Annotated in this window: 16 protein-coding genes and 1 tRNA gene; 15 read left to right on the forward strand and 2 right to left on the reverse strand. The window is 69.4% G+C overall.

Going from position 1 to position 19,372, the window contains the following annotated elements; genetic code table 11:
• Positions 1–486: 486 nt before the first annotated feature.
• On the reverse strand, positions 487–993 hold the full coding sequence (locus ACWGKT_RS08555; RefSeq protein ID WP_453273003.1) for a hypothetical protein: 507 nt from the start codon (positions 991–993) through the stop codon (positions 487–489).
• 290 nt (positions 994–1,283) lie between these two features.
• Here ACWGKT_RS08555 and ACWGKT_RS08560 point away from each other — a divergent pair, with 290 nt between their 5' ends.
• Positions 1,284–1,604 (forward strand): LysR substrate-binding domain-containing protein, encoded by a 321-nt coding sequence (locus ACWGKT_RS08560; protein ID WP_453273048.1) that lies wholly within the window; start codon positions 1,284–1,286, stop codon positions 1,602–1,604.
• A 395-nt stretch (positions 1,605–1,999) separates the two neighbouring features.
• On the opposite strand, the gene ACWGKT_RS08565 is transcribed toward ACWGKT_RS08560, so the two are convergent.
• A tRNA-Arg gene (locus tag ACWGKT_RS08565) sits at positions 2,000–2,071 on the reverse strand.
• Between the two features lie 110 nt (positions 2,072–2,181).
• On the opposite strand from ACWGKT_RS08565, the gene ACWGKT_RS08570 reads away from it, so the two are divergent.
• The 14 genes from ACWGKT_RS08570 to ACWGKT_RS08635 all read left to right on the forward strand — a co-directional run bounded on the left by ACWGKT_RS08570 (position 2,182) and on the right by ACWGKT_RS08635 (position 19,284).
• Positions 2,182–2,757 (forward strand): response regulator, encoded by a 576-nt coding sequence (locus ACWGKT_RS08570; RefSeq protein ID WP_453273004.1) that lies wholly within the window; start codon positions 2,182–2,184, stop codon positions 2,755–2,757.
• A 457-nt stretch (positions 2,758–3,214) separates the two neighbouring features.
• Positions 3,215–4,348: an ArgS-related anticodon-binding protein NrtL gene (gene nrtL / locus ACWGKT_RS08575; RefSeq protein ID WP_453273005.1), complete on the forward strand. Its 1,134-nt coding sequence runs from the start codon at positions 3,215–3,217 to the stop codon at positions 4,346–4,348.
• Between the two features lie 51 nt (positions 4,349–4,399).
• The gene (gene lysA, locus ACWGKT_RS08580) at positions 4,400–5,791 is read left to right on the forward strand and encodes a diaminopimelate decarboxylase (protein WP_453273006.1); all 1,392 of its coding nucleotides are present in this window, start codon (positions 4,400–4,402) and stop codon (positions 5,789–5,791) included.
• 185 nt (positions 5,792–5,976) lie between these two features.
• The gene (locus ACWGKT_RS08585; RefSeq protein WP_356142024.1) at positions 5,977–7,269 is read left to right on the forward strand and encodes a homoserine dehydrogenase; all 1,293 of its coding nucleotides are present in this window, start codon (positions 5,977–5,979) and stop codon (positions 7,267–7,269) included.
• Between the two features lie 6 nt (positions 7,270–7,275).
• Entirely contained in the window at positions 7,276–8,334 is a 1,059-nt protein-coding gene (gene thrC, locus ACWGKT_RS08590; protein ID WP_235456947.1) for a threonine synthase, read from the forward strand.
• 421 nt (positions 8,335–8,755) lie between these two features.
• Entirely contained in the window at positions 8,756–9,673 is a 918-nt protein-coding gene (gene thrB / locus ACWGKT_RS08595) for a homoserine kinase (RefSeq protein ID WP_235456949.1), read from the forward strand.
• Positions 9,674–10,072: 399 nt separating this feature from the next.
• The gene (rho, locus tag ACWGKT_RS08600) at positions 10,073–12,034 is read left to right on the forward strand and encodes a transcription termination factor Rho (RefSeq protein ID WP_453273007.1); all 1,962 of its coding nucleotides are present in this window, start codon (positions 10,073–10,075) and stop codon (positions 12,032–12,034) included.
• A 301-nt stretch (positions 12,035–12,335) separates the two neighbouring features.
• On the forward strand, positions 12,336–14,051 hold the full coding sequence (locus tag ACWGKT_RS08605) for a trypsin-like serine protease (protein WP_453273049.1): 1,716 nt from the start codon (positions 12,336–12,338) through the stop codon (positions 14,049–14,051).
• Between the two features lie 208 nt (positions 14,052–14,259).
• Positions 14,260–15,438 carry an LCP family protein gene (locus tag ACWGKT_RS08610; RefSeq protein ID WP_453273008.1) on the forward strand — a complete coding sequence of 393 codons (1,179 nt, stop codon included), beginning with the start codon at positions 14,260–14,262 and terminating at the stop codon, positions 15,436–15,438.
• A gap of 140 nt (positions 15,439–15,578) precedes the next feature.
• Positions 15,579–15,800: a 50S ribosomal protein L31 gene (gene rpmE, locus ACWGKT_RS08615; protein ID WP_235456953.1), complete on the forward strand. Its 222-nt coding sequence runs from the start codon at positions 15,579–15,581 to the stop codon at positions 15,798–15,800.
• Between the two features lie 108 nt (positions 15,801–15,908).
• Positions 15,909–16,985 (forward strand): peptide chain release factor 1, encoded by a 1,077-nt coding sequence (prfA, locus tag ACWGKT_RS08620; protein ID WP_356142019.1) that lies wholly within the window; start codon positions 15,909–15,911, stop codon positions 16,983–16,985.
• A gap of 31 nt (positions 16,986–17,016) precedes the next feature.
• On the forward strand, positions 17,017–17,862 hold the full coding sequence (gene prmC / locus ACWGKT_RS08625; protein ID WP_356142017.1) for a peptide chain release factor N(5)-glutamine methyltransferase: 846 nt from the start codon (positions 17,017–17,019) through the stop codon (positions 17,860–17,862).
• 97 nt (positions 17,863–17,959) lie between these two features.
• A complete protein-coding gene (locus ACWGKT_RS08630) occupies positions 17,960–18,607 on the forward strand; it encodes an L-threonylcarbamoyladenylate synthase (RefSeq protein WP_235456956.1) in 648 nt (215 codons plus the stop codon).
• Complete coding sequence (locus tag ACWGKT_RS08635; RefSeq protein ID WP_356142016.1) at positions 18,604–19,284, forward strand: arsenate reductase/protein-tyrosine-phosphatase family protein; 681 nt, start codon at positions 18,604–18,606, stop codon at positions 19,282–19,284. The genes ACWGKT_RS08630 and ACWGKT_RS08635 overlap by 4 nt, the downstream gene beginning before the upstream one ends.
• Positions 19,285–19,372: the final 88 nt, after the last annotated feature.

Here is a 19,372-nt window from a genome sequence, read left to right on the forward strand (position 1 = left end):
GCGCGATTCCGAGAGCGGCCTGGTGGCCCTCTGGATTCGGCGCATCTCGCCGGCCGTGCGGATACCGTCAACGGACTTCAGCAGAGCGCGCTGCTACCTGAGCGCGGGCGGTTTCGAGTGCGCTCACGGCGCCTTTCGAGCGGCGAAGATGGCACCGCCATGCGCGGCCAAAGCTCGGATCAGCCCACAACCGCCAGCGATCAAGGCTGCCAGTCCCTCATCCATCGATCGTCCTCACCTGCTGGCTCGGCAGCGCCTTACGGTTGTCGAGAGTGCTTCGCAGGTGTCTCGCGCACGGTGAGGGACAACGAGAAGGGGCGGGAGCCAGTGAGACTGACTCCCGCCCTCTGCTGTCGGCATCCGCCCTGGCCAGCGCTGATTCGAACCTGCGCACACGGCTCCTACGCCCTTTGAGTGGTCGGCTTCGTCGACGGCCTGCAACACCCCGGGTGTCCCTCCTTGACCGGACGGCCCGGCCGTCGCAAGTCAGTGGGACTGCGACGGGGGCCACTGACCGCGGGACAGGTCGTGGTCGAGCAGTCGGTCGCTGACATCGCCCTTGTAGAAGAGGTCCGAGCCGAACTCGTCACCGAAGTGCTCCGCCAGTAAGGACGAGAACAGCAGGGCGGCTGACTGTGGCCGGTGGTTCATGACCAGCTGACTGGTCTCGCCCGCCTCGTTGAAGTACACGACGACGAAGTTGTAAATCTCGATTCCACCCGGACGGTAGGTCTCGCTGCCACGAATGGTTGAGCGATAGTCCTCCAGGAAGAGCTCGCCGCGCTTGCCGAAGAAGCGGAAGTCCTGGAAAGCGTAGTTGCTTCGAGCGAAGCTAAGCAGCTTCCCTACCTTTTCCTTGCCGATCACTTCACCGTTGGCGAAATTGCCCTGGAGGATGACGTCGTCGGCGAGATTGTCGAGCCACTCTGGGTAGTAGTCCAGGTGCGGCGCCTGGTTCTTCAGCTTGCCGGTGGGCTCGTTCGGTGTGGTCATAACAGTCGTCTTCTCGTTCCTAGTTTTGATTCGGCGTGTTCCCGAGTTCGGGACGTCCGGAGGTTTGGGATTCACCAGCACGGCAAACACCTTGCGCTTTTCCTCCGGCTTCGATGTGGCCCCAGCAAGCAGTCCTGTTTCGAGCAGTTCCTCCGATGAAAAGAATCGTTGACCGTAACGGTTACTGTCCAACGAAAGTCAGAGACTGCACTTATCTCACGGAGAGATAAGTGGGGGCTCTCTGAGAGACACCGTCGCACCGTGCCGATCACCGAACTGGCCGGCCTGGCCTGGACTTCGTCGATTTCCCCGTGAGCTATGGCATCCGGACCGTTGCCGATCAGGCCTTCGCTGCCGCCTCCGTGACCCGTCGCGTCGCCCTCGAGATCACCGACGTCCCCACCGGCGTGGCCTTCGTCCGCAACGGCCTGGGCGTGGCGCTATTGCCACGGCCTGCCCTCGCCGAGGCGGAGGACGTCGCCACGCTGACCATCGACGACGCCGACACGGACTGGCCGTTTTCCCTCGCAGTTCTGTCCGAGCGCACACCCAGTCGTGCGGCACGTGCCCTGATCGCGATAACGCACGAGTTCCTCATCTGGCGAGGATGAGCATCGCCTCGGAGTGTTCAGACGGGGTTTTGTAGTCGCGCATGGTTGACCTTGTGGACGATCCGGATGTCTTGCGAGCGCGTAGGGATGGGGAAAGTGCTGAGGTCCGGTAGCACGTGGTCGGTGTAGCGGCTTTGGGCAGGAACTGCCATGGGCAAGAGATCGGGGCCCATAAACTGGCCGCGAATCGGGCTGGCTCCTTGCCTGCCCGAAATGGCCCGATATGGGGCAGGTCCGATCGTCCGAATGGGCCAGCGAGCTGCCGTGTTGGACCAAGATCCCGTCCACGGCCTCCGACATGGAGCCGCTTCGAGCGGCATACACCTGCACAAACAAGAAGACCCCGGCCTCAGCGTTTCCGCTGGTGACGGGGTCTTTGGGCACCTCGTACAAGGTGCCCCCGGCAGGATTCGAACCTGCGCACACGGCTCCGGAGGCCGTTGCTCTATCCCCTGAGCTACGGGGGCGTGTCGGTTGGAGCTGTTTGCTCGCGGCGACGGATAGAACACTACCAGCTCCTTCGGGGTGATCAGGAACGGGTTTCGGTGGTGGGGCGGGAGCGGGTCGCTCGCAGGGGGTGGAAGTGGGGAAAACCCGGACGCGGTGGCCGGTCTGGACCTACTCTCGACTTGTGCCGGGCGCGTCGGGTCGGGTGCTTGTTGTGGACGACAACAAGGTCATCCGGCAGCTGATCAGGGTCAACCTTGAGCTGGAGGGTCTTGAGGTCGTGACCGCGGCCGATGGTGCCGAGTGTCTGGATGTGGTGCATGAGGTACGGCCCGATGTCGTGACGCTGGACGTCGTCATGCCCCGGTTGGACGGGCTCCGGACCGCCGCTCGTCTGCGTGCCGATCCCCTGACCCGCCACCTTCCCCTTGCCATCGTCAGCGCCTGCACGCAGCACGAGGTCGAGAGCGGCCTCGACGCCGGCGTCGACGCCTTCCTTGCCAAGCCCTTCGAGCCCGCCGAACTCGTCCGCCTTGTTCGTGACTTGATTGAACGAGGGAAGGCGGGGGAGGGGAGTGCGTTGGTCGAGCCCCTAGGTGCAGAAGGTGCCAGGGGCGGGGGTGACGGTGTCGCCCTCGAGGGTGTTCGCGCATCTGGCGGCGACGCTGAGCGCTCAGCCGAGCGTGCTGGTCGGTCCGGCGCTTGATTCGTCGATGCGTTGATCCTGATCCGTGGATCCGTAGACCCGTGGATCCGTGGACCCGTTCGGGTTCGGCCGCGGTCGGCTTCGGGAGTTTCGGCAGGCCTTCGGCTGATTCTGAAAGTTCCGGGCGCGGCGCGTTCCAGGGGACCCCTCCCAGGCGTTGCCGTTGGTGGCCGAGTCCCTCGAGTTCTCGGCTTCGCTCGAACAATGGGGACCTCAATCGCGTCGATGCCCTCCGCCGGCCTATAGCCGCACGCTTCCCCATGCTCTCGACTCCGCTCAAGCAGGGCGCACCCCCACGCCCCCACTCACCCGCGCCGCATCCGCGCCATCGACCGACTCCGCCCTGATCCGCCGGACAGGCCCCGACCCCCTACCCCTCAACCCCACCCCGTCCACATTCCGGACCTTCCCCAAACCAGGTCGCATACCCACCCCCCTCCTCCCCTACGCTTGTCCCGTGACCCCCGCAGAGCTCTCCCGCACCGTGCTGTTTGCGGTGCGTTGTGCTGTGGATGGCGGGGAACTGGGCGTGGCCGTGCCGGAGCGGGTCGTGGTGACGCCTCCGGGGCCCGGAGGGTGTGGGGACTTCGCGACCAACGTCGCGTTGCAGCTCGCCGGACCGGCAGGGCAGCCCGCGCAGCGCGTCGCCGAGATTCTGCTGCCGCATCTCGTGCGGGCCGAGGGAGTCGGTGACGTCGTCGTCACCGGGCCGGGGTTCATCAACATCAGCCTCGTACGCGGCAGCGACACCGTCGCCGGCCTCGTTCGGGAGATCCGTGAGCGGGGGGCGGCCTACGGGCACGGTGATGCCCTCGCGGGGCAGGTCGTCGAGTTGCGGGTGCCGTACGAGGCCCGTGCCGAGGTCGTCGCCGACGCGGTCGCGCGGATCGTGGCCACCCAGGGTGGGCGCGTGGAGATCGACCATCGCGAGCCCGTCAATCTGCGGCCCGTCCCGGCGCCGGAGGACCCCGCCCCGCTCGGGCCCGACGCCGCCCGCTGGGCCCTGCTGCATCCCGCACCGCACGACCGTCCTCGGATCACCGCCGATCACCTGGTCCAGCGCGAGGGCAATCCCCTCTTCCGTATCCGGTACGCCCATGCCCGCACCCGGGCCCTGAGCCGCAACGCCGCCCGCCTGGGCTTCACAGCCGAACCGGGCGAAATCAACGGCACAGGCGAAATCGACGGCCTCGCCAACACCAGCGGTATCACCACCAACACCGGTGGCATCACCAACACCGATGGCACCAGCAACGCCATGGACATCGGCCCCACAGGCAACAGCAGCGACATCCGTGCTACGCCCCACTTCCGCGCCGTCAACCCCGACATCCACCCCCTCCTCACCGCCCTCGCCGACCACCCCCGCATCCTCACCGCCGCCGCCACCCACCGTGCCCCGGACCGGCTTGCCCGGCAGCTCGTCGTCGTCGCCGATGCCGTGCTGCCGTTTCTGCCCAGCGTGCTGCCGCACGGTGAGGAGAAACCCTCGGCCGCCCACCGTGCCCGGCTCGCCCTCGCCGAAGCCGCCGGGACGGTGCTGGCCGGCGGCCTGTCCCTGCTCGGCATCGACGCACCCGAACATCTCTGAGGGCCGGGACAAGGTCTTCAGGCAGAGACAGAGAGTCTGAGAGTCACCGTCATGAGCCGTTCCGCACATCCCGCCGGGCCCCGCCACGCCGACGTCCTGCCCGAGGGGCACTATTCGGCGCCGCCCGCCGACCTCAACGCCCTCGACGCCAAGGTGTGGTCCCAGACCGTCAGCCGTGACGCGGACGGAGTCGTCACCGTCGGCGGCATCGACGTCAAGGAGCTCGCGGAGGAGTTCGGAACCCCGGCCTACGTGCTCGACGAGGCCGACTTCCGCGCCCGGGCGCGGGCCTGGCGCACCGCCTTCGGTCAGGACGCCGACGTCTTCTACGCCGGCAAGGCGTTCCTCTCCCGTGCCGTCGTGCGGTGGCTGGACGAGGAAGGGCTCAATCTCGACGTCTGTTCCGGCGGAGAGCTCGCCACCGCCCTGTCCGCCGGGATGCCGGCCGACCGCATCGCCTTCCACGGCAACAACAAGTCCATGGCCGAGATCGAGCGGGCCATCGAGGCCGGCGTCGGACGGATCGTGCTCGACTCCTTCCAGGAGATCGTGCGGGTCGCCCACCTCGCGCAGTCCCTCGGGAAGCGGCAGCGGGTGCAGATCCGGATCACGGTCGGCGTCGAGGCCCACACCCACGAGTTCATCGCCACCGCCCACGAGGACCAGAAGTTCGGGATTCCGCTCGTCGGGGGGCAGGCGGCGGAGGCCGTGCGGCGCGCCCTCCAGCTCGACGGGCTGGAGCTGATCGGGATCCACTCGCACATCGGGTCGCAGATCTTCGACATGTCCGGGTTCGAGGTCGCCGCCCACCGGGTGGTCGGCCTGCTCAAGGACATCCGCGACGAGCACGGGGTCGAGCTGCCCGAGATCGACCTCGGTGGCGGGCTCGGCATCGCCTACACCAGTGACGACGATCCGCGTGAGCCGCACGAGATCGCCAAGGCGCTCACCGAGATCGTCACGCGGGAGTGCGAGGCGGCCCGGCTGCGGACCCCGCGCATCTCCGTCGAGCCCGGCCGCGCCATCGTCGGGCCCACCGCCTTCACGCTGTACGAGGTCGGCACCGTCAAGCCGCTCGACGGGCTGCGTACGTACGTCTCCGTCGACGGCGGCATGTCGGACAACATCCGCACGGCGCTGTACGACGCCGAGTACAGCGTCGCTCTCGTCTCCCGCACCTCCGACGCCCGGCCGATGCTCGTGCGTGTCGTCGGCAAGCACTGCGAGAGCGGGGACATCGTGGTCAAGGACGCCTTCCTGCCCGCCGACCTGGCGCCGGGCGACCTCATCGCGGTCCCGGCCACCGGGGCGTACTGCCGGTCCATGGCCAGCAACTACAACCACGTGCTCCGGCCCCCGGTCGTCGCGGTCGGCGACGGCGAGGCCCGGGTGATCGTCCGGCGCGAGACGGAGGAGGACCTCCTGCGTCTCGACGTCGGGTGAGAGCGGCAGGTGAGAGCGCCCGAGCGACCGTGTCGGCCGGGTGCCCGCAGCGGGGCCGGAAGATCTCCGGTTTTCCTGTCCCGGCAAAATGAAATAGACGTCTCACGATCCGGACCAAGGGTAGAAACTGCCGTCCGGTGAGTGAGACTGGTCCAACCGTAGACGGTATGAGGAAACGAGGTCGGATGATGCGTACGCGTCCGCTGAAGGTGGCGCTGCTGGGCTGTGGGGTTGTCGGCTCAGAGGTGGCGCGCATCATGACGACGCACGCGGACGACCTCGCCGCCCGCATCGGGGCGCCGGTGGAGCTGGCGGGCGTCGCCGTCCGCCGCCCGTCCAAGGTGCGCGAGGGCATCGACCCGAACCTCGTCACCACCGATGCCACCGCCCTCGTCAAACGCGGAGACATCGACGTCGTGGTGGAGGTCATCGGCGGGATCGAGCCCGCGCGGGCCCTCATCACCACCGCCTTCGAGCACGGCGCCTCCGTGGTCTCCGCCAACAAGGCGCTGCTCGCCCAGGACGGGGCCGCCCTGCACGCGGTGGCGGAGGAGCACGGCAGGGACCTCTACTACGAGGCCGCCGTCGCCGGCGCCATCCCGCTGATCCGCCCGCTGCGCGAGTCCCTCGCCGGCGACAAGGTCAACCGGGTGCTGGGCATCGTCAACGGCACGACCAACTTCATCCTCGACAAGATGGACTCCACGGGCGCCGGCTATCAGGAGGCGCTCGACGAGGCCACCGCGCTCGGGTACGCGGAGGCCGACCCCACCGCCGACGTCGAGGGCTTCGACGCCGCAGCCAAGGCCGCCATCCTCGCGGGCATCGCCTTCCACACGCGCGTGCGTCTCGACGACGTCTACCGCGAGGGCATGACCGAGGTGACGGCGGCCGACTTCGCCTCCGCCAAGGAGATGGGGTGCACCATCAAGCTGCTCGCCATCTGCGAGCGGGCGGCGGACGGCGGCTCCGTCACCGCGCGCGTGCACCCCGCGATGATTCCGCTCAGCCACCCGCTCGCCTCCGTGCGCGGCGCGTACAACGCGGTGTTCGTCGAGTCCGACGCGTCCGGCCAGCTCATGTTCTACGGCCCCGGCGCCGGCGGTTCCCCCACGGCCTCCGCCGTGCTCGGTGACCTCGTCGCCGTCTGCCGCAACCGGCTCAACGGCGCGACGGGGCCCGGCGAGTCGGCGTACGCAGCCCTGCCCGTCTCGCCCATGGGCGACGTCGTCACGCGGTACCACATCAGCCTCGACGTCGCCGACAAACCGGGTGTTCTCGCCCAGGTAGCGACCGTGTTCGCCGAGCACGGTGTGTCCATCGATACGGTTCGGCAGCAGGGGAAGGACGGCGAGGCCTCCCTCGTCGTCGTCACCCACCGCGCCTCCGACGCCTCCCTCACCGGGACCGTCGCGGCGCTGCGCAAGCTCGACACCGTGCGGGGTGTCGCCAGCATCATGCGGGTTGAAGGAGAGTAAGCAGCAATGACCCACCAGTGGCGCGGAATCATCGAGGAGTACCGGGACCGGCTGCCGGTATCCGACACCACGCCTGTCGTGACGCTCCGTGAGGGCGGCACGCCCCTCGTGCCCGCGCAGGTGCTCTCCGAGCGCACGGGCTGCGAGGTCCACCTCAAGGTGGAGGGCGCGAACCCGACCGGGTCCTTCAAGGACCGCGGTATGACCATGGCCATCAGCAAGGCCAAGGAGGAAGGCGCGAAGGCGGTCATCTGCGCCTCCACCGGCAACACCTCCGCCTCGGCGGCCGCGTACGCGGTGCGCGCGGGCATGGTCTCGGCCGTGCTCGTCCCGCAGGGCAAGATCGCGCTCGGCAAGATGGGCCAGGCCCTCGTGCACGGCGCGAAGATCCTCCAGGTCGACGGCAACTTCGACGACTGCCTCACGCTCGCCCGCAATCTGAGCGACAACTACCCGGTGGCGCTGGTCAATTCGGTCAACCCGGTCCGCATCGAGGGGCAGAAGACGGCTGCCTTCGAGATCGTGGACATGCTCGGCGACGCCCCCGACATCCATGTCCTGCCGGTCGGCAACGCGGGCAACATCACCGCGTACTGGCGGGGGTACCGGGAGTACGCCGCCGACGGCGTGTCCTCCAAGACCCCCCGCATGTGGGGCTTCCAGGCCTCCGGCAGTGCCCCGATCGTGCGCGGCGAGGTCGTCAAGGACCCGTCGACCATCGCCACCGCGATCCGCATCGGCAACCCCGCCTCCTGGCAGTACGCCCTGGCGGCGCGGGACGAGTCGGGCGGTCTCATCGACGAGGTGACGGACCGTGAAATCCTGCGCGCCTACCGCCTGTTGGCCGCGCAGGAGGGTGTCTTCGTGGAGCCCGCCTCGGCCGCGTCCGTGGCCGGCCTGCTGAAGGCCGCCGAGCAGGGCAAGGTCGATCCGGGCCAGCGGATCGTGTGCACGGTCACCGGCAACGGCCTCAAGGACCCGGACTGGGCCGTCGCGGGCGCCCCGCAGCCGGTCACCGTCCCGGTCGACGCGGCCTCCGCGGCCGTACGCCTCGGCCTCGCCTGAGAGGCCCCGGCCGGGGTCCGTTGGGACGCTGCCACAGGCTCGTTCGGACCCCGTCACAGGGCCGCTCGGACCCCGTCACAGGGCCGCTCGGACCCTGCCACAGGGCCGCTCGGCCCCTGCCGCGGCGACGCTCCGGCCCGTGCTCGGCGCACACCCCCGCGAGCAACCGGGCGACTCCCCATGGCGTCTTCACACAGGGACCCGTAAGAGGGGTGCACAGGGGGCATACGACACGCATCGTGCGCCTCCTGTGCGCCCTATGTCGCCACAGAACCTTCCTTCGATAGGCTGTACTGAACCCGCCCGCCGCATATGCCTTCGCATATGGCAGGGTGCCGCGCCGTTTCCGCGGCCTGAGGGCCCTCACGTACGCATCGAATGTCATTCGACAATCACGCAGCTCAAGGAGAGTCATCGAGCGATGGCCGGTCCAGCCTTCCGCGCCGCCGCCGTCCGGGTGCGCGTCCCCGCCACCAGCGCCAACCTCGGCCCGGGCTTCGACGCCCTCGGCCTCGCGCTGGGGCTCTACGACGACGTGGTCGTCCGGGTGGCCGACTCCGGGCTGCACGTCGACATCGCCGGTGAGGGCAGTGGGACGCTGCCGCGAGACGAAAGTCACCTGCTCGTACGCTCTCTGCGCACCGCCTTCGATCTGCTGGGCGGGCAGCCCCGTGGCCTGGAAATCGTCTGCGCCAACCGCATTCCGCACGGCCGTGGCCTGGGTTCCTCCTCCGCCGCCATTTGCGCCGGAATCGTCGCCGCGCGCGCGGTGACCATAGGCGGGGAGGCGCGGCTCGACGACGCGGCCCTGCTGGAACTCGCCACCGAGATCGAGGGCCACCCCGACAACGTCGCGGCCTGTCTGCTGGGCGGATTCACCCTCTCCTGGATGGAGGCCGGTTCCGCCCGGGCCATCAGGATGGAGCCCTCCGATTCCATCGTTCCGGTGGTTTTCGTGCCCGGAAAACCGGTCCTGACGGAGACCGCGCGCGGTCTGCTGCCGCGCACCGTGCCGCACGTCGACGCCGCCGCTAACGCGGGCCGTGCCGCCCTGCTCGTCGAGGCCCTGACCAGGCGCCCCGAGCTGCTGCTGCCCGCCACCGAGGACCGTCTCCACCAGGAGTACCGCGCCCCCGCCATGCCGGAGAGCGCAGCACTGGTGGAGCGGCTGCGCGCCGACGGGATCCCCGCCGTGATCTCCGGCGCCGGACCCACCGTCATGGCGCTTGCCGACGCCGGCACCGCCGACAAGGTGGAGGCCCTGGCCGGGGCGGACTGGGCCGCCAACCGGCTGAGCCTCGACGCACTGGGAGCGAGCGTGCTGCCGCTTGCGACCTGACACACGGTTGCCGGATTTGGAGAGGGGGAATGTTTGTTGGATCCGGTAGTGTTAATCTCAAGTCTGCACCCGACCCCACCATGGCGAGGTGCCTCGTGTCCCCGTCCGGGACAGACATTCTTCCGGGAGTCTCCCAAGCCACTCTGTGTTCCGTACGTCGTACCTGGGCAGTACGCCGTATGCGGGTACTGAGCGGGCCGCTGGGCACGCTCCGGAATCGGTGCGACCACGCCACGTGACACTGGGTGCCACGGCTCAAGGAAGCGCCATCACCAGATATCCCTTCCGCCGCTTAGGCGGACCACCGCCCCGGCTTGGTCACAACAAGGACCGAAGCCGGACAGCACAACCGGTCGCCGAGCCAGACAGGCCGACGTCCGCTCCAGGGAAGGACCCTTCGTGAGCGACACCACCGATCTGATGGGCGCACGTGTCGAGGAGACCGCTGCCGCGCCCGCCACGGACGCCTCCGCGCCTGCCACCGGTGCCGGCTCCCGGCGGCGCCGCGGTACCGGCCTCGAGGGCATGGTGCTGGCCGAGCTGCAGCAGGTCGCATCCGGCCTCGGTATCAGGGGCACCGCGCGCATGCGCAAGAGCCAGCTGATCGAGGTCATCAAGGAGGCGCAGGCGGGCGGCGGCGCCCCGGCCGCGAAGGCCGAGGAAGCCACCGAGACCAAGCCCAAGCGCCGTGCCACCTCCCGGGCCCGTACGGGTGATGAGGCGGAGAAGAAGGCCGAGGCCAAGGCCGAGGCGCCCGCCGAGAAGGCCGTGGCCCAGCAGCAGATCGAGATTCCCGGTCAGCCGGCCAGCGAGGACGCGCCCACCGAGCGCCGTCGTCGCCGTGCCACCGCCGAGGCGGGCAGCCCGGCGGGCGGTGCCGAGACCATCGCCGCCGAGGCGAAGAGCGAGCCGAAGGCCGAGTCGCCGGCCCAGCAGTCGCAGGGCGACGCCGCTGACGGCGACGGCCGCCGCCGCGACCGCCGTGAGCGCGGCCGGGACCGCGACCGCCGGGGCAAGGGCGACGACCAGCAGCAGGGCGGCCAGGGCGGCCAGCGCCAGCAGCAGAACCAGCCGCAGGGCGGCGGCCGTCAGGACCGGGGCGCCGGTCCGCAGGACGACGACGACTTCGAGGGCGGCCGCCGGGGCCGTCGGGGCCGCTACCGCGACCGTCGTGGCCGTCGTGGCCGCGACGAGGTCGCCGAGCCGCAGCTGGCCGAGGACGACGTCCTGATCCCCGTCGCGGGCATCCTGGATATCCTCGACAACTACGCCTTCATCCGTACGTCGGGCTACCTGCCGGGTCCGAACGACGTGTACGTCTCCCTCGCCCAGGTCCGCAAGAACGGCCTGCGCAAGGGTGACCACATCACCGGTGCGGTCCGTCAGCCGAAGGAGGGGGAGCGGCGTGAGAAGTTCAACGCCCTTGTCCGCCTCGACTCCGTCAACGGCATGGCCCCCGAACACGGCCGTGGCCGCCCGGAGTTCAACAAGCTGACCCCGCTCTACCCGCAGGACCGCCTCCGTCTGGAGACGGACCCGGGCGTGCTGACCACCCGCATCATCGACCTCGTGTCGCCGATCGGTAAGGGCCAGCGCGGTCTGATCGTGGCCCCGCCGAAGACCGGCAAGACCATGATCATGCAGGCGATCGCCAACGCGATCACGCACAACAACCCCGAGTGCCACCTGATGGTCGTCCTTGTCGACGAGCGTCCGGAAGAGGTCACCGACATGCAGCGGTCGGTCAAGGGCGAGGTCATCTCCTCGACCTTCGACCGTCCGGCCGAGGACCACACCACGGTCGCCGAGCTCGCCATCGAGCGTGCCAAGCGTCTGGTGGAGCTGGGCCACGACGTCGTCGTGCTGCTCGACTCGATCACGCGTCTGGGCCGTGCCTACAACCTGGCGGCGCCGGCCTCCGGCCGCATCCTGTCCGGTGGTGTCGACTCGACCGCGCTCTACCCGCCGAAGCGGTTCTTCGGCGCGGCGCGCAACATCGAGGACGGCGGCTCGCTGACCATCCTCGCCACCGCCCTGGTGGACACCGGGTCCCGCATGGACGAGGTGATCTTCGAGGAGTTCAAGGGCACCGGCAACATGGAGCTCAAGCTCGACCGGAAGCTCGCCGACAAGCGCATCTTCCCCGCGGTGGACGTCGACGCGTCCGGTACCCGTAAGGAAGAGATCCTGCTCGGCAACGAGGAGCTCGCCGTCGTCTGGAAGCTGCGCCGGGTGCTGCACGCGCTCGACCAGCAGCAGGCGATCGAGCTGCTCCTCGACAAGATGAAGCAGACGAAGTCGAACGGCGAATTCCTGATGCAGATCCAGAAGACGACGCCGACGCCCGGTAACGGCGACTAGTCGCTCCGCCGGGTCGGCCGAAGTCGTTCGGTCGTCCCTCGGCCGCGGCCTCGTCCGTGGCTTGTCGCGCAGTTCCCCGCGCCCCTCGGGGGCGCATGAAGGCCGCCCTCCGTCATCAGTGACGGAGGGCGGCCTTTTGGCGCTGAGATGAGTGGACGCGGCCCGCGTCCCTTCCGTCTCAAGTTCCTCTGGGGGGACTTTCTTGACCACGACCCCGTCCGGCGGCCGTCACAGACGCCGGATACGCCTTGCCCTGCCCCTTGCCGCCGCCGGTGTCGCCGCGGCCGTGACCGCGGCGCTGATGACCTCCTCCGCGGGCGCGGCCACCGCCGTGCCGACGCCGAAGGTCAAGCCCGCCATCGCCTCGACCTCGCTCGCCACCCTGGAGAAGCGCGTCGCAGGTGCGCTCGCCGGTGACGACACCGCCGGGCAGACGACCAAGAAGTCGTCCCTGAGCGCGAGCACGAACACCGCCACCGTCGACCCGAAGATCATCGGCGGTACGCAGACGACCATCACGACGGCGCCGTGGATGGCCCAGCTCTGGTACTACGACGACAAGGGCACCGCCGACGAGAGCGACGACCTCGGCTTCTTCTGCGGTGGCGCGGTCGTCTCGCCGACGAAGATCCTCACCGCCGCGCACTGCGTCAAGGGCTACAACTGGGGCGCCAACGGTGCGGTCCTGACCGGCACTTCGCAGCTGCCGAGCACCGACAGCGCCGGCAACACGGACCTGCACGGCGGCACCGCCACCGCGGTCCTGCGCCAGTGGAACCACCCGTCGTACAACGCGACGACGATCGACAACGACATCGCCGTCCTCACCCTGGACTCCCCGGTCAAGGCCACGCCGATCCGGCCGACGACCTCCAGCGACACCGGCTCCTACGCGGCCGGCACCAGCGCCAAGGTCTACGGCTGGGGCCGCACCAGCTCCACCAGCCAGGACATCTCCGACACGCTGAAGACGGCCACGCTGCCGATCCAGTCGGACGCCACCTGCTCCGGTTTCTACGGCACGGACTTCATCAAGGGCCACATGGTCTGCGCGGGCGACCCCGCCACCGGCAGCGACACCGGCACCACCTCCGCCTGCAACGGCGACTCCGGTGGTCCGCTCGTGGTCAACGGCCGCATCGTGGGCGTCGTTTCGTGGGGCGTCGTGGACTGCGTGCAGAAGGGCGCCTACAGCGTCTTCAGCAAGGTCAGCACCTACCTCGGTGCCGCCTACGCGCAGATCGCCGACGCGAACCTCAGCTACACGGACGGCAAGGCCGACCTGTGGGTGCGCAACGCCTCCAGCAAGACCGGCTACGAGAAGGACTCCAAGGGCTCGTCGCTCGGCGCCCGCATCTCCTGGGGCAACTGGGACGGCGTCAACGTCGTCCTGCAGACGGACCTGAACCGCGACGGCATCCAGGACCTGGTGGTCCGCGACAGCGGCACCGGTGACATCTACTGGATGCACTACGTGCCGGCCAGCGCCAGCTGGTCCCAGACGAAGATCTTCACCGGCTGGAAGACCCGCACCCGCGTCATCACCCCGGGCGACGTCACCGGCGACTACCTGCCCGACGTCCTGTCCGTCGACTCCGGCGGCACCCTGTGGCTCTACCCGGGCAAGGGCAACGGCACCTTCGCCGCCCGTGTCCAGGTCGGCACGGGCTGGAACCAGTACAACATGGTGCGCGGTCACGGCGACTTCAACGGCGACGGCAAGGCCGACCTGCTCGCGCGCAGCAAGAGCAACGGCGACCTGTACCTGTACCGGGGCACCGGCAAGTCCGGCACGGGCGCCTTCTCGGCGCGCGTGAAGGTCCGCTCGGCCTGGACCGGCTACAACGCCTTCGACGCCGTCGGTGACCTCTCCGGCGACGGCAAGGCCGACTTCCTGGCCCGTACGCCCGGCGGCACGCTCTACCTGTACAAGGGCACCGGCAAGGCGACCAGCGAGATTTTCGCCACAAGGATTTCGCTCGGCACCGGTTTCCAGCAGTACGACATCTTCGGCTGAAACAGCAGGTGAGCGGGGTACGCCCGACTCACCCGGTCACGCCCGGTGCCCACCGCCTTCACGCGGTGGGCACCGGGCGTTGTGCAACCCTTTGCCGAGTTTCTCCGTCTGACCCGACGGGGTGACGATAGTGCCGTACAGGTCAAAAGTGGCCATGTCCGACCGTGACGGCAGGGGGTAACCGACCGGACGAGAAGCTGAGGAGCACATGTCTGCCGAGAGCACGCCGGAGCCCGGCATACCCGAGCCCGGCACATCCGCGCCCGACGCATCCGTGCCCGGGATGTCCGGGTCCGCCGGGAGCGGTCCGTCGCGTCGTGGCAAGGGGCGGCGCCGCAAGCCCCCCAGTCCGCGCAGCAAGGCCCTGCGGATCACCGCCTGGACCGCCGCGGGTGTCGTGGTGCTGGGCGGAGCCGGCGCCGGATATCTGTTCGTCAAGCTCAACGGCAACATCAAGAGCATCGACATCAACCAGGCCCTGGGCACCCAGCGGCCGCTGAAGGTCGACAACGGCTCCGAGAACATCCTGGTCCTCGGCTCGGACACCCGCTCGGGCAGCAACAAGAAGCTCGGCGGCGGTACCGACGACGGCAGCGCCCGCTCCGACACGGCCATGATCGTCCACGTGTACGAGGGCCACAAGAAGGCGAGTGTCGTCTCCATCCCCCGCGACACGCTCATCGACCGCCCCGGGTGCACCGACACCAAGGGCAACGCGTACCCCGCCGCGTCCGGCGTGATGTTCAACTCCGCGTACTCCACCGGCGGCGCGGCCTGCGCGGTGAAGACCGTCGAGACGCTCACCGGCATCCGCATGGACCACTATCTGGAGGTCGACTTCAGAGGCTTCCAGAAGCTCATCGACGACCTCGGCGGCGTCACGGTCACCACGACCAAGAACATCGAGGACGCCCAGAGCCACCTGCACCTCAAGGCCGGAACGCACAACCTCGACGGCGAGCAGGCCCTCGGTCTGGTCCGCACCCGGCACGGGGTCGGCGACGGCTCCGACCTCGGCCGCATCCAGCTCCAGCAGGCGTTCATCAAGGCGCTGATCGACCAGGTCAAGCACGTCGGCGTCTTCACCAGCCCCAAGAAGCTGTTCGACCTCGCCGACACCGCCACCAAGGCCGTCACCACCGACTCCGACCTGGGCTCGGTGAACTCCCTGATGGACTTCGCGAACGGTCTCAAAGGCATCGGCTCCTCGCACATGAAGATGGTGACGATGCCGGTGCAGTACGACCCGGCCAATCCCAACCGCGTGGTCCTGGCGAAGGCCAAGGCCCAGCTGGTCTGGGACGCCCTCAAGAACGACCGGCCGATCCCGGCCGGCGCCACGAAGGGCACGGCCACGGGCGCGGCCAAGGGCGTCGTGACCCCGTAGGGACCCGTGGGGAATAGATCATCCCGGTACCCGGTTTTGGGGGATGGCGCCAGTCCTGGCAGACTGGTACGTCGGCTCCGGTTCACGCCTCCGCATCCCGCGGCTGCGACCCGGCGCCCTCCCGAAATCTAGGAGACACCTTGAAGCGCGACATCCACCCCGAGTACGTCGAGACGCAGGTCAGCTGCACCTGCGGCGCGTCGTTCACCACCCGTAGCACCATCGCGTCCGGCACCGTCCGGGCCGAGGTCTGCTCCGAGTGCCACCCGTTCTACACGGGCAAGCAGAAGATCCTCGACACCGGTGGCCGTGTGGCCCGCTTCGAGGCCCGCTTCGGCAAGGCCGCCGGCTCCAAGAAGTAGCGAGCCCCATTTCGCCGGTCCACGGCCGTATCCCTTTGCCGGGGTGCGCCGGGACCGGCGTTTTTGGTCGCCCGCCTTCCCCTTCCCGAGCAGTACAGGAGCCGAAAGATGTTCGAGGCCGTCGAGGAACTCGTCGGTGAGCACGCCGACCTGGAGACGAAGCTCGCCGACCCGTCGGTCCACGCCGACCAGGCCAACGCGCGCAAGCTGAACAAGCGCTACGCCGAGCTCACTCCCATCGTCGCCACGTACCGCTCCTGGAAGCAGACCGGCGACGACATCGAGACCGCACGCGAACTCGCGGCCGACGACCCCGACTTCGCGGCCGAGGTCAAGGAGCTGGACAAGCAGCGCGACGAGCTGACCGAGAAGCTGCGGCTGCTGCTCGTCCCGCGCGACCCCAGCGACGACAAGGACGTCATCCTGGAGATCAAGGCGGGCGCGGGCGGCGACGAGTCCGCCCTGTTCGCCGGCGATCTGCTGCGGATGTACCTGCGCTACGCCGAGCGCGTGGGGTGGAAGACCGAGATCATCGACTCCACCGAGTCCGAGCTCGGCGGCTACAAGGACGTCCAGGTCGCCGTGAAGACCAAGGGCGGCCAGGGTGCCACCGAGCCCGGCCAGGGCGTGTGGGCCCGGCTGAAGTACGAGGGCGGTGTGCACCGCGTGCAGCGGGTGCCGGCCACCGAGTCCCAGGGCCGTATCCACACCTCCGCCGCCGGTGTGCTGGTCACGCCCGAGGCCGAGGAGGTCGACGTCGAGATCAACCCGAACGACCTTCGCATCGACGTCTACCGCTCCTCCGGCCCCGGCGGCCAGTCCGTCAACACGACCGACTCCGCGGTGCGCATCACGCACATTCCCACCGGAGTCGTCGCTTCCTGCCAGAACGAGAAGAGCCAGCTGCAGAACAAGGAGCAGGCTCTGCGTATCCTGCGCTCCAGGCTGCTCGCGGCGGCGCAGGAGGAGGCGGAGCGGGAAGCCGCCGACGCCCGCCGCAGCCAGGTTCGCACCGTCGACCGCTCCGAGAAGATCCGTACGTACAACTTCCCGGAGAATCGCATTTCGGACCACCGCGTCGGCTTCAAGGCGTACAACCTTGACCAGGTCCTGGACGGGGACCTCGCCGCGGTGATCCAGGCCTGCGTCGACGCGGACTCGGCGGCGAAGCTGGCAGCCGCGTAACGGCACGTACGAGTACTTCCGGAGGACTTGCGTGAACCTGCTGCTCGCGGAGGTGGCCCAGGCCACCCAGCGGCTGGCCGACGCCGGCGTGCCCTCGCCGCGCAACGACGCGGAGGAGCTCGCCGCGTTCGTGCACGGCGTGAAGCGGGGCGCGCTGCACTCCGTGAAGGACTCCGACTTCGACGCCCGGTACTGGGAGGTCATCGCCCGGCGTGAGCAGCGCGAGCCGCTGCAGCACATCACCGGGCTGGCCTACTTCCGGTACCTGGAGCTCCAGGTCGGTCCGGGCGTCTTCGTGCCGCGGCCGGAGACCGAGTCGGTGGTCGGCTGGGCCATAGACGCCGTGCGCGCCATGGACGTGGTCGAGCCGCTCATCGTCGACCTGTGCACCGGCTCCGGTGCCATCGCGCTGGCCCTCGCCCAGGAGGTCCCGCGCTCGCGCGTGCACGCCGTGGAGCTGTCCGAGGAAGCCCTCCAGTGGACCCGCAAGAACGTCGAGGGGTCCAGGGTCGACCTGCGCCAGGGCGACGCCCTGGACGCCTTCCGGGACCTCGACGGGCAGGTCGACCTCGTCATCTCCAATCCGCCCTACATCCCGCTGACCGAATGGGAGTACGTCGCTCCGGAGGCCCGTGACTACGACCCGGAGCTCGCGTTGTTCTCCGGCGAGGACGGCCTCGACCTCATCCGCGGCCTGGAGCGCACCGCGCACCGGCTGCTGCGGCCCGGCGGTGTCGTCGTGATCGAGCACGCCGACACCCAGGGTGGCCAGGTGCCGTGGATCTTCACCGAGGAGCGGGGATGGGCCGACGCGGCCGACCACCCCGACCTCAACAAGCGCCCACGGTTCGCGACCGCCCGCCGGGCGCTGCCGTGAGCACCCCGCTGACAGTGTTTTCTGCGTTTTCTGCGTTTTCTGCGTTTTCTGTGTTTGCTGTAGTCCCGCATTACGTGTACGAGGAGGCCCGCTAGACATGGCACGGCGATACGACACCAACGACGCGACCGACCGCGTGACGGGTCTGCGCGAAGCCGCGTCCGCGGTCCGCCGTGGCGAACTCGTGGTGCTGCCGACGGACACGCTGTACGGCATCGGCGCCGACGCGTTCTCCTCGGAGGCCGTCGCCGACCTCCTGGCGGCCAAGGGGCGGGGCCGCAACATGCCCACCCCCGTGCTGATCGGCTCCCCGAACACGCTGCACGGGCTCGTCACGGACTTCTCCGAGCTGGCCTGGGAGCTGGTCGACGCCTTCTGGCCGGGCGGTCTCACGCTCGTCGCCCGGCACCAGCCGTCCCTGCAGTGGGACCTCGGGGACACCCGCGGCACCGTCGCCGTGCGCATGCCGCTGCACCCGGTCGCCATCGAGCTGCTGACCGACGTCGGCCCGATGGCCGTGTCGTCGGCGAACCTGACCGGCCACCCGGCGCCGGAGGACTGCGACGCCGCCCAGCAGATGCTCGGCGACTCCGTCTCCGTCTACCTGGACGGCGGCCCGACCCCCGGGAACGTGGCGTCGTCGATCGTCGACGTCACCGGCGACGTGCCGCTGCTGCTGCGCGCGGGCGCGATCACGGCGGAGGAGCTGCGGAAGGTCGTACCCGACCTTGAGGTGGCGAATTGACAGCCCCTGAAGCGGGGCGTGGCATAGGCAACGGGGAACGTGCCGCGGAGATCACGACCACCTTCGTCGGGCTTCCGCGCGACTGCTTCCGGATCCTCCACGTCAGCACCGGCAATGTGTGCCGCTCGCCGATCACCGAGCGGCTGACCCGCCATTTCGTGACGCAGCGGCTCGGCGTGCTCGGCGGCGCGCTGATCGTGGAGAGCGCCGGCACCTGGGGCCACGAGGGCGCGCCCATGGAGGCCAACGCGGAGGCCGTGCTGGCCGACTTCGGCGCGGACGCCTCCGGCTTCGTCGGCCGGGAGCTCCTGGACGAGCACGTCATCATGGCCGACCTCGTGCTGACGGCCACCCGCGACCACCGCGCCCAGGTCATCTCCATGGGCCACTCCGCGGGCCTGCGCACCTTCACGCTGAAGGAGTTCACCCGCCTGGTGCGCGCCATAGACCCGGCCACCCTGCCGCCCCTGGAGGACGGCGTGGTGGCCCGCGCCCGCGCCCTGGTCCGCGCCGCCGCGGCGCTGCGCGGCTGGCTGCTGGCCCCCACGGCGGAGGCCGACGAGGTGTACGACCCGTACGGCGCGCCGCTGACGTTCTTCCGTTCGGTCGGCGACGAGATACACCAGGCGCTGGATCCGGTGGTCACGGCGCTGACGGGGGTCGCCGCGCGGACGTGACGCGGGCGCCCCCGCCGCCCTTCGGGACGGCGTGGTGGCCCGTGTCCCCGCCGATGCGGCGGTCCGGGGCGGCGAGCGCACCGGTGGC

This window comes from Streptomyces sp. NPDC054794, assembly GCF_053611585.1.